Source organism: Brevundimonas sp. FV1ye7S, from assembly GCF_058680995.1.
Window position 1 is genome coordinate 1,529,111 of the sequence record NZ_CM178726.1, and the last position, 12,771, is coordinate 1,541,881.

At 66.8% G+C, this 12,771-nt stretch carries 14 protein-coding genes and 2 tRNA genes; 7 read left to right on the forward strand and 9 right to left on the reverse strand.

The window, feature by feature from the left end; genetic code table 11:
• Positions 1 to 129: 129 nt before the first annotated feature.
• Together flbT and flaF are read left to right on the forward strand one after the other, a co-directional pair.
• Positions 130 to 552 (forward strand): flagellar biosynthesis repressor FlbT, encoded by a 423-nt coding sequence (gene flbT / locus ACW18C_RS07250; protein WP_035305521.1) that lies wholly within the window; start codon positions 130 to 132, stop codon positions 550 to 552.
• The gene (flaF, locus tag ACW18C_RS07255) at positions 512 to 877 is read left to right on the forward strand and encodes a flagellar biosynthesis regulator FlaF (protein ID WP_154725614.1); all 366 of its coding nucleotides are present in this window, start codon (positions 512 to 514) and stop codon (positions 875 to 877) included. Before flbT ends, flaF begins: the two co-directional genes overlap by 41 nt.
• A 292-nt stretch (positions 878 to 1,169) precedes the next feature.
• On the opposite strand, the gene ACW18C_RS07260 is transcribed toward flaF, so the two are convergent.
• The 7 genes from ACW18C_RS07260 to ACW18C_RS07290 form a co-directional block, all read right to left on the reverse strand.
• Positions 1,170 to 1,808: an exopolysaccharide biosynthesis protein gene (locus ACW18C_RS07260; RefSeq protein ID WP_492073743.1), complete on the reverse strand. Its 639-nt coding sequence runs from the start codon at positions 1,806 to 1,808 to the stop codon at positions 1,170 to 1,172.
• 100 nt (positions 1,809 to 1,908) lie between these two features.
• Positions 1,909 to 2,097: a DUF3008 family protein gene (locus ACW18C_RS07265; RefSeq protein ID WP_035305524.1), complete on the reverse strand. Its 189-nt coding sequence runs from the start codon at positions 2,095 to 2,097 to the stop codon at positions 1,909 to 1,911.
• A 29-nt stretch (positions 2,098 to 2,126) separates the two neighbouring features.
• Positions 2,127 to 3,296, reverse strand: a complete 1,170-nt coding sequence (locus tag ACW18C_RS07270; RefSeq protein WP_492073988.1) for an isovaleryl-CoA dehydrogenase — start codon at positions 3,294 to 3,296, stop codon at positions 2,127 to 2,129.
• 43 nt (positions 3,297 to 3,339) lie between these two features.
• Complete coding sequence (locus tag ACW18C_RS07275; protein WP_492073745.1) at positions 3,340 to 4,920, reverse strand: lysozyme; 1,581 nt, start codon at positions 4,918 to 4,920, stop codon at positions 3,340 to 3,342.
• Positions 4,921 to 4,989: 69 nt separating this feature from the next.
• Positions 4,990 to 6,408: a magnesium transporter gene (gene mgtE, locus ACW18C_RS07280; protein ID WP_492073747.1), complete on the reverse strand. Its 1,419-nt coding sequence runs from the start codon at positions 6,406 to 6,408 to the stop codon at positions 4,990 to 4,992.
• A 62-nt stretch (positions 6,409 to 6,470) separates the two neighbouring features.
• A tRNA-Leu gene (locus ACW18C_RS07285) sits at positions 6,471 to 6,555 on the reverse strand.
• Positions 6,556 to 6,652: 97 nt separating this feature from the next.
• Positions 6,653 to 6,853 (reverse strand): FliM/FliN family flagellar motor switch protein, encoded by a 201-nt coding sequence (locus tag ACW18C_RS07290; protein ID WP_230307546.1) that lies wholly within the window; start codon positions 6,851 to 6,853, stop codon positions 6,653 to 6,655.
• Between the two features lie 116 nt (positions 6,854 to 6,969).
• On the opposite strand from ACW18C_RS07290, the gene lipB reads away from it, so the two are divergent.
• The 4 genes from lipB to ACW18C_RS07310 all read left to right on the forward strand — a co-directional run bounded on the left by lipB (position 6,970) and on the right by ACW18C_RS07310 (position 10,489).
• Positions 6,970 to 7,686, forward strand: coding sequence for a lipoyl(octanoyl) transferase LipB (gene lipB / locus ACW18C_RS07295; RefSeq protein WP_492073749.1), 717 nt, complete (start codon positions 6,970 to 6,972; stop codon positions 7,684 to 7,686).
• A 125-nt stretch (positions 7,687 to 7,811) separates the two neighbouring features.
• A complete protein-coding gene (locus ACW18C_RS07300) occupies positions 7,812 to 9,296 on the forward strand; it encodes a hypothetical protein (protein ID WP_492073751.1) in 1,485 nt (494 codons plus the stop codon).
• Between the two features lie 74 nt (positions 9,297 to 9,370).
• Positions 9,371 to 9,865 carry a peptide-methionine (R)-S-oxide reductase MsrB gene (gene msrB, locus ACW18C_RS07305; RefSeq protein ID WP_492073753.1) on the forward strand — a complete coding sequence of 165 codons (495 nt, stop codon included), beginning with the start codon at positions 9,371 to 9,373 and terminating at the stop codon, positions 9,863 to 9,865.
• A gap of 75 nt (positions 9,866 to 9,940) precedes the next feature.
• Positions 9,941 to 10,489, forward strand: a complete 549-nt coding sequence (locus ACW18C_RS07310; protein WP_492073755.1) for a hypothetical protein — start codon at positions 9,941 to 9,943, stop codon at positions 10,487 to 10,489.
• A 525-nt stretch (positions 10,490 to 11,014) separates the two neighbouring features.
• Here the strand turns inward: ACW18C_RS07310 and ACW18C_RS07315 are convergent.
• A complete protein-coding gene (locus ACW18C_RS07315) occupies positions 11,015 to 12,313 on the reverse strand; it encodes an amino acid permease (protein WP_492073757.1) in 1,299 nt (432 codons plus the stop codon).
• Between the two features lie 66 nt (positions 12,314 to 12,379).
• Positions 12,380 to 12,454 (reverse strand) — tRNA-Thr (locus tag ACW18C_RS07320).
• A gap of 110 nt (positions 12,455 to 12,564) precedes the next feature.
• On the opposite strand from ACW18C_RS07320, the gene ACW18C_RS07325 reads away from it, so the two are divergent.
• Complete coding sequence (locus ACW18C_RS07325) at positions 12,565 to 12,759, forward strand: hypothetical protein (RefSeq protein WP_008264028.1); 195 nt, start codon at positions 12,565 to 12,567, stop codon at positions 12,757 to 12,759.
• Positions 12,760 to 12,771: the final 12 nt, after the last annotated feature.

Sequence of the window (12,771 nt, forward strand, 5' to 3'; positions counted from 1 at the left end):
GTCAGCCGTGGTTAGGTGTTCCAGCGTACGGGGGGACAAGAGATGGTTAACCCTCTCGCGTTAAGGTTCGACTCATCAGGTGCGGTCCAAGATTGACCGGTTCCGACCTATTGGGGAGTTCGGTCGTCCATGGCGTTGAAGCTGTCGTTGAAACCCGGCGAGCGGTTCGTGTTGAACGGCGCGGTGGTCCAGAACGGCGACCGTCGCGGGGTGCTGATTCTTCAGAACCGCGCCAGCGTGCTGCGCGAGAAGGACATCATGCAGGCGGAGGAGGTCACCACCCCCGCCCGCCGGATCTATTTCCCGATCATGATGATGTATCTGGAAGAGGCCTCTGCAGCGAAATTCTACGACGAATTGGCGCTGCGGATCTCCGAGTTCATGGGCGCGACCAAGAACCCCGCCATTCTCGCCGAATGCGTCTCCGCCTCGCGTCACGTTCTGGCGCGCGAATACTACAAGGCCCTGATGGCGGCCCGTAAGATTGTCGAATACGAAGAAAAGGTTCTGAATGTCGCTTCAAGCTTACAAAGCGGCGACGTCGCGGGCTGAGACGCCGCGCGACCTGGAGTACCGGCTCTTCGGCCAGGTCACGCGCGCGCTGGTGCATGCCTCGACGGTCGATGAACGGGATCTGGCCACGCGTATCGATGCGCTGGACTGGAACCGGCGTCTGTGGTCGACCCTGGCTTCGGACTGCGGCGATCCCGCCAATGTGCTGCCGGCGTCCCTGCGCGCGCAGATCATCTCCCTGAGCCTGTTCGTCAATCGCCACTCCTCCGCTGTCATGCGCGGCGAAGAGACGTTCCAGGACCTGATCGAGATCAACCGCATGATGATGCAGGGGCTGGCGCCGGGAGCGCAGCAGGCGGCCTGAACGCGCCCTTCTTCACGAAATCGCGAAGCCTGTTGCTGCAAGCTGTTGAACCGACCTACCTTTCAGATCCCTGTTGAACAGTCGAAAGGAGGTGATCCAGTGTCTCATTGTCATCAATCGCGTGCGGTGGCCGCGACCCTGGTCCTCGGAGAGGTCCGGGCCTGACCTTTTGGTTGGCGCTAAGGCCCGTCGGGCTGTTTTGGCGCTGTTCAGGCTGAGTGTTGCGGTCCGGCCGTTCGCGGTCAGACAATGAAGGGCCGTCGCGGCGACGCGGCGGCCCTTTTGTCTGGCTTCAGTGAAAGATCTGGGCGAGCCAGCCGGCCGCGTGGTGGGCGACTTCGAAGACCGTGCGCCAGATCAGGAACAGATACAGGGCGCAGCCGCCGGTCGCGAGTGCGCCCAGCAGGATGGCGATCCCGTCCCTCTGCATCATGCCCAGGGCGAAGAAGACCAGGGCGATGCCGGGCAGGGCGTCGCCGAACGGGATCGGCAGAGCCATGATCAGCGCCAGGATCACGCAGACCAGACCGGTGACCGTATCGGCCACCTCGCCGGTCAGGAACGGAAGACGGGGGCGCGTCAGGTTCTCGACGTAGCGGACGGTTTTCATGATCCGCGACACGCCGGCGCGATAGGCCGCACGACTGATCGATGTGCGAAGCGCCCAGCGTGGGAGCCAGATCGAATCGCGCTGAAAGGCCAGTTCCAACGACATCAGTATGATGGGCACCGCGAACACCGCCTTGCCGCCCGGCGGCCAAGGCAGCAGGGCCAGCATGGAGAGAATCAGGATCATGGCCCCGAAGCCGCGCTCGCCGAAAGCGGCGACCAGCTCCTCGAGCTTCAACTTGGGCTCGTCGCCTTCGCCAAGCTCCTCGATCACGTCCGAGAAGAGCCGCAGGTCGTCGTTCGAAGGCGGTTGGGCGGGCATCAGCGCGGCTCGGGAAAGGGGTTCGCGCCATGTAGGCGCACAGAGGTTTCACCGCCACTTACCGAACGGCAACAAAGCCGAATAATCGCGCCGCAGGCGATTATTTCTTCGCCGCGTGCTCGGGTTTGCCCTTGCGCTTGGTGTGGGCGAAGTCCTCGAGCTGTTTCTCGGTCATGGACTCCACCATCGATTTCGAAGCGCCCTTGAGTTCGGACTTGGGCGTGTCGCCGCGTTTGGCCGACAGGGCGGCACCGGCGGCTTTTTGCTGAGCTGCGGATTTTGCGGGCATGGGATTCTCCTTCCGCTCGGAAGAAGCCGTCAGCCGCCCAGCAGTTCCCGACCGATCAGGAAGCGCCGGATTTCGTTGGTGCCGGCGCCGATGTCATACAGCTTGGCGTCTCGGACCAGGCGTTCGACTGGCCATTCCTTGGTGTAGCCCGCGCCGCCCAGGGCCTGGACAGCTTCAAGCGTGACCTTCACCGCATTTTCGGAAGCCAGCAGAATGGCGCCCGCCGCATCGTAGCGGGTGGTCAGGCCGGCGTCGCAGGCGCGGGCGACCGAATAGACGTAGGCGCGAGCGCTGTTCAGGGCGACGTACATGTCCGCCACCTTGCCCTGCATCAGCTGGAATGATCCGATCGGTCGGCCGAACTGCTGGCGGTCGCGAACATAGGGCAGGACGATATCCAGGGCGGCCTGCATGATGCCCAGCGGGCCGGCGGCGAGGACCGCGCGCTCATAGTCCAGGCCGCTCATCAGAACGCCGGCGCCGCCCCCCACCGGTCCCATGATGTTCTCCTCGGGCACCTCGCAGTCCTCGAACACCAGTTCTGCGGTGTCCGAGCCGCGCATGCCCATCTTGTCCAGCTTCTTGGAGACGCTGAAGCCCTTCATGCCCTTCTCGATCAGGAAGGCGGTGCAGCCCTTTGATCCGGCGTCGGGATCGCTCTTGGCGTAAACGACCAGGGTGTCGGCGTGGGGGGCGTTGGTGATCCAGAACTTGGTTCCGTTCAGGACATAGCGGTCGCCCTTTCGGTCGGCCCGCGTCCGCATCGACATCACGTCCGAGCCGGATCCGGCCTCGGACATGGCGAGCGCGCCGACATGTTCACCGCTGATGAGTTTGGGCAGATATTTCCGCTTCTGCTCGGGCGTGCCCCAGCGCCGGATCTGGTTGACGCACAGGTTGGAGTGGGCGCCGTAGCTCAGGCCGATGGAGGCCGAGGCGCGGGACACCTCTTCCATCGCCACGACATGTTCCAGATAGCCCAGGCCCAGGCCGCCGTAGTCTTCTTCGACCGTGATCCCGTGCAGGCCCAGTTCGCCCATCTCGGGCCAGAGCTCGCGCCTGAAGGCGTTTGTCGCGTCGATCTCGGCCGCCAGGGGGGCCAAGCGATCTGCCGCCCAGCGGGCGGTCGTCTCGCGAATCGCGTCGGCGTTTTCGCCGAGGCTGAATTCCATGGATTGCGGCGCGAAGGGAATGCTCATGCGCAAAGGGGTAGCATCGCGCATCCTCTTTCGCAAAACAGTCTTAGGCGCGGTCGGCGCGGCCCCAGCGTTTGTAAAGATTGTAGCCCGACACCCCGACGCAGGCGAGGGCGATGACGGCCAGCACCCAGCCGATCAGGAGCGTTTCGTCGCTCGAACGGGAGGATTGCCGGAAGGCGGCCATGGCGGCGCCGAACGACAGCATGCCAATGCCGCCCATCACCAGAAAGGTCGCGGTTTCGCTCCAACCGGCCTGCTGAACGGTGGGTGCGACCGGAGCATAGTCGGCCTGGATCTCTTCATCGATCGCGGAATTCTCTTCCGCCCCGAACAGAGGCGTCTGGTCAGGATCGACCGCCTCGCGGCTCTCGGGCCATGCCTGGCGGGCGTTCGACGATTCCTGCGGCGAGACAGGATCAGCCGTCAGTTCAAGCGGGATCGGATCCTGCGGCGGCGCGGCGGCGGCGAACACCGGGACTTCGACCGCCTGCTCGGCGATCATTTCCGGCTGTTCAAACGTCTCAGGCGCGTCTTCTGAAGTCGCAGGTTCTATAGCCGGCTCAGGCGTTGAAACCTCCTCGCCGGCGACCGCTGTTTCGCCTGGCGAGGGGTCGGGCAGGGCCGCGGTCGGGGTGAACGAAGTCTCGACCGCACGGTCTTCCGTCGCCTCGACCTCGACGTCTTGCGCAGCGAGGTCATTGGCGGCGGCGGTCGCCTCCGGCTTCGCGTTCACGCGTCCCGCTCCAAAGCCGAGCAGCGGGCCGTGGGCGCGCACGGCGTAGGGGGCGTAGAAGGCGGCGACGCCGGCCGTCTTGTCGATCTGAGGTGCGGGCGGCGAAGGGCGCGGCTCCGGTTCTTTCGCCGGTTCGGCCTCTTCGGCGACGTCTGTCTCGATCAGGACGTCCGGGGTCGATTCCTCTTCGACCGGCGCGACTTCAAGCGCCGGAGGCGTCTCGTCGGCAGCGACGGGAGGCAGACCGTCCTGGTCTTCGCCCAGCAGAACCGCGACGGCCGCCGCTCTCGTTAGGGGCGCCGAGGGCAAGGCCGGGAAGGGCGCGACATCCGTGTTTTCGAACGTGCCCCCCTCAACCGGCGTCTCCGGTTCGACGGTGCGTTCCTCGAGGGTGGCGGCCACCGGCGGCAGGGGCGCGGCGAGAAGGTCGGCCAGCGAAACCGGCGCGTCAGGATTGGCGACGAACAGGGCGCGTTCGGCGGCGCGGCGGCGCGGCGGCGTGACGATCTCGGTGTCGTCCGACCAGCCGCCAAGGGCCTCGGCGGCTTCGTCAGGCGCGCCCGCGTTCAATCGGGCCAGGACGTCGGACGTCGTGAAACGATCCACCCCCACCGAGAAGGCGAAACTGGCGAGGGCGTCGAACTGATGCTGGTTCAGCGGCGCATGGACGGAGCCGATGGCGCGGACCACGGGGATCAGGTCGTACTGCAGCAGCAGTTCGGCGTCGCTCTCCGACACGCTCAGCCCTTCGCGGGCGGAACGGGTATGGCCATAGCCGATCATCCAGCGGCCGTCGGCGCGCTGAACGGCCCGGGGGCGGAAACCCTCGAAGCTCTTGATCAGAATGACCCCCTCGCGGGAAATCTTGGTCGGTTTCGGCGTGTCAGACACAGGTGTTGCCCCAAAGCGAGACGGCGGCGCGGCCCAGGGCCACGTCTCAGCAAACATGGGGCCAGGCTTCTACAGCAAAACCATGGTGGCCAGACCGAGGAAAATCAGGAAACCGAAGAAGTCGGTCGTGGCCGTCACGAACACCGCCGACGATACGGCGGGGTCGAACTTCAGCTTCGACAGGGTCAGCGGCGTCAGCACGCCGATACAGGCGGCCACCAGCAGGTTCAGGATCATGGCCGCCCCGATGACCAGACCGATCCGCCAGTCCTCGTCGCGGAACCAGAATCCCGCCGCGACCCCGATCAGGGGGGCCAGAACAAGCCCGTTGGCGACGCCGACCGCCAGCTCGCGCAGGAAGGTCCGCATGGCGTTGGCCGAGTTCAGTTCGCGGGTCGCCAGGGCGCGGACGGTGACGGTCAGGGCCTGGGTCCCGGCGTTGCCGCCGATGGCCGAGACGATGGGCATCAGCACGGCCAGGGCGACGATCTGCTGGATGGTGCCTTCGAACAGGCCGATGACGCTGGCCCCCAGGGCCGCCGTCGCCAGATTGATGGCCAGCCAGGGCACGCGGCCGCGCACGATCTCGGACACCGACGAGCCGCGATCCTCGTCGGCGACACCGGCCAGACGCAGGATGTCCTCGCGGTTCTCTTCCTGAATGATGTTGACGATGTCATCGACGGTGATCTGGCCCACCAGCCGCCCGGCCGCGTCCACGACCGGGGCAGAGATCAGGTGGTATTTCTCGAAGATATAGGCGACCTCTTCCTGGTCCTGATCGACGGCGATCTCGTTGATCGGCTCCATCAGGTCGGCCAGGGCCGCGCTGCGCGGGGCGCGCAACAGGCCGCTGATCGGCACGCCGCCGACGGGGCGGTTGAGCGGATCGACCACATAGATGTCGAAGAACAGCTCCGGCAGATCGTCGCCCTGTTTGCGGATGTGGTCGATGGTGTCGCCCACGCTCCAGAACTGGGGTGCGGCCATCACCTCGCGCTGCATCAGGCGGCCGGCGGACTCCTCATCATAGCCCAGGCTGCTCTCGATCGCGGCGCGGTCGACGTCCGGCATGGCCGCCAGAACGCGTTCGCGCTGGTCGTCCTCAAGGTCCTCGACCACGGCGGCGGCGTCGTCGGAATCCAGTTCCTGCAGGGCCTCGGCCAGGGTGCCGTGCGGCACCCGCTCCAGCACCTCTTCCCGAATCCCGTCATCCAGTTCGGGCAGGGTCTCGGCCAGCAGCTCCGGCGGCAGCCACAGCACCACGACGGCGCGGTGTTCCGAGGTCAGGAAGCCCATCAGGTCGGCGACGTCGGCGGGGTGCAGATCCTCCAGCAGGGACCGCAGCCGCATGCCGTCGCCGTCGTCGGCGGCGTCCACGACTTTTTCGACGAATTGAGGGGTGAGGACATAGTCCTCGTCCAGGGCGGCGTGGTCTTCGATATCAGGCGCTTCGGCTGGAGCGAAGGCGGAGTCCGTGGTGTTCACGTGGTCGCCTCCCTTGGTATGTCCAGCCGTAGTTAGCCGATGAATCGCCCTGTTTAGCCAGATGGTGCGGTCGAGAAGACTCGAACTTCCACGGGTTGCCCCACAGCGACCTCAACGCTGCGCGTCTACCAATTCCGCCACGACCGCTCGCATCGGAGCGGCGGCGAATAGACGAAGCCGCCGGAAAAGGAAAGGCTCTCTTTTCAGCCCTGTCGCGCTTTGTGCGTTTCAGCTTGTGGATACGTCAGGCGGAACCGGCCATGAAGTCGTAGAGGTCGGCTGATCGGGTCACGGTGATGGCGATCCGATCGTCGCGAATCTCGATCTCGCCGCGCGCGACCGGGTGATTGTTCGCCAGGATCCAGACCTCGTCGCCTTCGGAGGCGTCCAGCGGAATCACGGCGCCCCGACCCATGCGCAGCAATTGCGACATCGGCAGCACCATACGGCCCAGCACCACTGAGATTTCGACGTCGACGGCGTTGATCTGGGACACGGGCGCTCTCGTTCACTATGAGGTCGTCCCTTGCGGAAACGCCTCAAGCTGCACATTGAAGCCTTATGCTTGCCGAGCCGTTAAGTCCTGAACTTCAGAAGCTGCGTCGCGACGACGACCGCCCCGTCGAATGGGCGGTGGCGACCCGCCCTGTCGATTACGCCGCCGCCGAAGCCTTCATGGAGGCGCGTGTCGCCGCCATTGCGGCGGGGGAGGCGGGGGAGATGGTCTGGCTGCTGGAACATCCGCCCCTCTATACCGCCGGGGTGTCGGCGCGGGACGAGGACCTGCTCGACGCCGGCCGCTTCCCGGTTCACCGGACGGGGCGGGGCGGGCAGTTCACCTATCATGGGCCGGGCCAGCGGGTGGCCTATGTCATGCTGGACCTGAACCGGCGCGGGCGGGACGTGCGCGCCTTCGTCAGGGGGCTGGAGCAATGGCTCATCGGCGGCCTGGCCCAGTTCGGCGTGACGGCCGACGTGCGCGAAGGTCGGGTCGGGGTCTGGGTCGAGCGCAAGGGCGCGGGCTGGAGCCGTGAGGACAAGATCGCCGCCATCGGCGTCAAGGTGCGCAAATGGGTCAGCTTCCACGGCGTCAGCCTGAACGTGGAGCCGGATCTGGATCATTTCGGCGGCATCGTGCCCTGCGGCATTCAGGAGCACGGGGTCACCAGCCTGGTCGATCTGGGCGTTCTGGCCACCATGGACGAGGCGGACGCGGCGCTGAAGACCAGTTTTCACCGCCTGTTCGGCGCGACCGTCGAAACGGCTTCGCCGCTCTGACCCGCGCCGCTTCGCCGCAATCGGTATGACATTTGGGCGAAAGGACGGCGGCGGGGGTTGGCAAGCGTGGGAGGCATAAGGTTTAACGGCGGCGCCAAGCTTATCGTCCAAGCCCAGGAGCCTCCATGAACCGCCTGATCGCCGCCGCCTCGGCCGCCGTCGTGTCCCTGACACTGGCCGCCGGCGCCGCCTCCGCCCAGGATTTCCGCGCCCTTGCGCAGCAGGACCTGCAGACGGTCCATGACGTCCTGGCCGCCAACCACCCCGCCGCCGTCGTGCCCGGCGCGCCGGGCGAGGCCTTCCGGGCCTGGATCGACACCGGCCTGGCCGACGCCCAGAGCAAGGCGGGCCGCGTCAACAGCGGCGACAGCCACGCCTATCTGCTGCGCTATTACGCCAACGGTTTCCGAGATTCGAACATCGCGACCCGCCCCACCTACGAAGGTCTGGGTCCCTATTTCGCCATCGGTTGGCCGGGTCTGACGACGGCCTGGCGCAACGGCGAATATGTGGTCTCCTATGTGAAGCCCGGCGCACGCGGTCTTCCGCCGGTCGGCTCGGCTCTGGTGAAGTGCGGCGACAAGACTGCGGCGCAATTGGCTGACGAACGCCTGGACCGCTGGGAAGGCGATCTGACGACCGAGGCCGGCCGCGTTCGCACGGCCCCCTATCTGCTGTGGAACCGCAACAATCCGCTGACCAGCGGCGTGCCGTCGCTCTGCACCTTCAAGGTCGGCCGTCGGGAGCGTGAGTTCCAGATGCAGCCCCAACCCGTCGAGGCCGGAGCGCTGGAAACCGCCTATCGCGCGACCGTCTATATGCCCCCGGCCAATCCCCTGGCGATCGAGACCGTCAACGGCCGTCCCTGGGTCCACGTCCATAGTCTGGCCGACGAAGCGGGCTGGGACGCCTTCTATGCTGCGGTCGAAGGCCAGTTGGCCGCCCTCCGCGGGCCTCAGGGCTTTGTCATCGACCTGCGGGGCGCCAATGGCGCGTCGCTGAACGCCACGGGCCGGGGCTATGGCCTGGCCAACCGGATCTGGACGCCCGAGTTCACCGTCAGCCGCCAGCCCGAAGCCGGTTCCATCACCTATCGCGCCACCCCGGCCAACCGTCAGTGGTTCGTCGACACCCTGAACCGCATGCAGGCCGATCCGCGCTTCGTGCAGGAATCGGGCGCAGTCATCGAACAGACCCAGGCCATCGTCGCCGCCTTCGATTCGGCCCTGGCCGCCAATCAGGCGACCTTCACCCTGCCGGGCCGCCCGTCGGTTCCGGACGCCGGCACGGCCAATCCGGTCGCCGGTCCGGTGATCGTTCTGGTGGACGGCGGCTGCACCAGCGGCTGCCTGGACACGCTGGACCTGCTGACCCGTCTGCCGAACGTGCGCCTGGCCGGATCGGTGACGGCCGAGGACTCGATCTTCATCGAGCCCACCGTCCTGCGCCTGCCGTCCAACTATGCTGACCTCAGCTATGGCCACAAGGCCTGGATGACCCGCCAGCGCGGCAATGACATGCCCTTCACCCCGGCCCAGGGCCTGGCCTACACCGGCGATCCGACCGACGAGGCCGCTGTCCGCGCCTGGGTGGGAACTCTGTTCCAGTAAAATCGTCCGGATCGAACGGACTGCGGGGGCGGGCAGGGGTGGAACCTCGGCCCGCCCCTTCTTATTTGGAGGTCATGACCGATCTCGCCCCCCCGTCCGACCGCCTGCGCTCGCCCTCCGGCTATGACCTGACCCCGCCGGACGACGCCGAACGCGCCCGGCTGGAAGCCGACCTGAACCCCGAGGAGAAGCGCGTCCTGCTGTCGCACGGCACCGAGGCGCCCTTCTGCGGCACCCTGCTGGGCGAGAAGCGGGCGGGGGTCTTCTGCTGCCGTGAATGCGGCCTGCCCCTGTTCCGCAGCCGCACCAAGTTCGAGAGCGGCACCGGCTGGCCCAGCTTCACCGAGCCGGTCGATCCGGCCCATGTCCATGAAATCCGCGACACCAGCTACGGCATGGTCCGCATCGAGACCCAGTGCACCCGGTGCGGCAGCCACCAGGGCCACGTCTTCCCCGACGGCCCGCCGCCGACCGGCAACCGCTATTGCATCAACTCGGTGGCGCTGTCGTTCGTGGCCGAGGGCGAACCCCTGCCGGATCCGTTGCATCGCGGCGACGGCGACGCCTGACCTTGGCCGCATTCGCTGTGCTAGGATGATTTCGAACGGAGGCGGCGCATGCTGATCGCAGGACTCTTGGCGGGTATGGCTCTGACGATGCCGGGCGGCGATCCCGACGGCGTGGTCACCACCGCGCCATCCAACGCCCCGACCCTGGCCCAGGCCATGGCCGCCGCGCCCGAGGCCGCCGTCGCCGCCCCCACGGCCCAGGACGCCGCGCCCCACGGCCTGACCACCGAGCAGCAGATCCAGCACTGGATCGACAGCCGCACGCCCGGCGCCAGCTTCGACGAAGCCCCCGCGCCCGGCCCTCAGGACGACCGCCAGATGCACGGCATGGTCGAGGCCGGCATCGGCACGGGCGGCTATCGCAGCTATGGCGCGGCGGTGTCCATGCCGGTCGGCGAGAACGGCCGTCTGGACCTGGCCTATCGCGAGGGCCGCAACCAGCCCTGGGGCTATGGCTACGGCGGCGGATACGGCCAGCGCGGGCCGGGCTTCTATTCTCCCTACGGCGGCTGGTCCAGCCGTGGTTACGGAGCCGATTCCACCAGCAAGTCGCTGTCCCTGGGCTTCAGCTGGAGCAAGGACGAGGACGCTGAAGACCGCGATCCGTGGCGGCGGGGGCTGTAAGCATACGATTGAGACGTCTATCGCGTCGTCAAGTTTTAGGCTGAGCGCCGAGGTCGCAGTTCGACCCTTCCCAACTGTTCACCGGGACCGTTTTCGGTCGGAGTCGCCAAGGTCGGCTTTGCAGCCTGGAGCCGTAGTCCGTTCCCGATCCTCAGAACTTGCTCGGGTCGGGTTGGCTAACAGAGGTGACGGGAAGGCCCCGTGCTCGAATCGTCCGCGAGATCGTCTCTCGGCCCTGAGGGGACTCGGCTGAGGTCCCAGCCACCATCGGCGCGGAGAAAGAATCTACGATGATGGGCGACGGCGCATCGGTCGTAGCAGTGCTTTGCTGACCAGCCACCACCCGCATTGCAACCGGTCTGCCATCGTCGGAGCGCCGAGGATGGAAGAATAAACCGAACATTTCCATCTCCCGACTTCTGGCAAATGCTGAGATGGTGAGAGGAGTATTATCGTCAAGGTCGAAGGGAGGCAGCGTCCACTTTCTACCCTAAGGTGAAGTTCTCGACGTCCGTTCCTACACTTTTAGACCAACCCCTCCGTCGGATCGCCCGTCCTGCGAACGAACGCCCATCCCACTGTCGTCGCGGCGAAGAAGGCCAGGGCGATGCCCAGGAAGGTCCAGCCCGACATCACGACCGCCCAGCCGCAGAAGCCCAGTCCGCCCAGGGCGGCCAGGCGCGCGGGCCAGCGGTCGCTGAACCGGAACAGGGCGGCGCAACAGAGGCCGTAGACGATCAGGAACAGCACGGTGGTCGCGCCGATCAGCAGGCTGAACTGGCCGGCCAGGCGCGGCTGGGCGCTGATCAGGACCATCAGGGTCATTAGGCCGCCGTGGATCAGCGGATTGGCGGGCGGGGTCAGGGCCCCCCGGCCGAAGACGCGGGGCAGGAAGCCCTGGCGGGCCCCGGCGCGGGCGGTCTCGCCGGTCAGCATCATCCAGCCGCCCAGGGTGCCCAGGGTCTTGGCGATGGCGCAGACGGCGACGAAGCCCGCCGCGCCGCCGCCGATCACCCGTGCGGCGACATCGGCAAAGGGGCTGCTGGATTTCGCCAGCTCAGCCGCAGGAATCACCCCGAAGATCGCCGCGCTGACCGCGATATAGATGACCGCCGCCAGGCCGACCCCGGCGAAGGTGGCGCGGCCGACGTCGCGCTCGGGGTTCTTCAGGCGCTGGGCCACGACCCCGGCGCTCTCGAAGCCGAGGAAGGCCCAGAAGATCAGGGCCATCGAGGCGGGCACGCTGGCCGCCAGCCCCGCGCCGTCCGGCGACCAGGAGGCGGCGAAAATCTGGGGGTCGAAGGCCAGGGCGCCGGAGACGGCGGCTATGGCCAGGGGAATCAGGCCGATTCCCAGCGACAGACCGCCGAAACGCGCCACGGCGCGCGGTCCGGCCATATAGAGGAAGGTGGTCAGCCACAGCAGGGCGATATTGCAGATCGCGCTGGGCCAGCGTTCCGCCAGCACCGGGAAGAAATGCGCCAGATAACCCGTGGCGGCCACGGCGATGGCGACATTGCCCAGCCAGTTGCCGACCCAGTAGCCGATTGAGGCCTGATAGCCGAAGAACCGACCCAGTCCCTGTTCGGCATAGCCCGACAGGCCGTCGGCGGCGGGCAGCCTTCGCCCCAGGCCCGCAAAGACCCCGGCCAGCAGCAGGGCGCCGATTGCGGCCACGACCCAGCCGACCATGCTGGAACTGCCGACCGAGGCCAGGGAGGCGGGCAGCAGATAGACCCCCGAGCCGATCATGTTTCCGGTGACGAGCAGGGCGGCCAGCGCCCAGCCCAGCTTGCGCGGCTCCGTCTTCCGCGTGTCGGTCATGCCGGTCTTCTCCTGATCGCGCATAACAAAAAGGCCCGGCTTGCGCCGGGCCTTTTCAGTCTCAGATGGTGCCGCCGGGGGGAATCGAACCCACGACCTCAGCCTTACCAAGGATGCGCTCTACCACTGAGCTACGGCGGCCCCGACTGAGGAAGCGGCCGTATAGCCAAACCCTTCCGGGGAGGGAAGCGGCTTTTTGACGATCTGAAAGAAAGTTTGGACACGGCTCCTGATCACGGCATGATCCGGACATGACTCGTCCCCCGCCTGACGCCGACACGCCGCCCGCCGCCGCTGCGGCCTCGCCCCCCGAGATTTCGGCGCCGTCGGAGGTCGAACGGGCCAAGGCGGACCGGGCCATCCGCCTGGCTTCGGCCCTGCGCGCCAACCTGCGACGTCGCAAGGCGCCGGCCCGCACGCCCGCCCCGCCGAAAGACAGCAACTGAAAGTCATCGGCC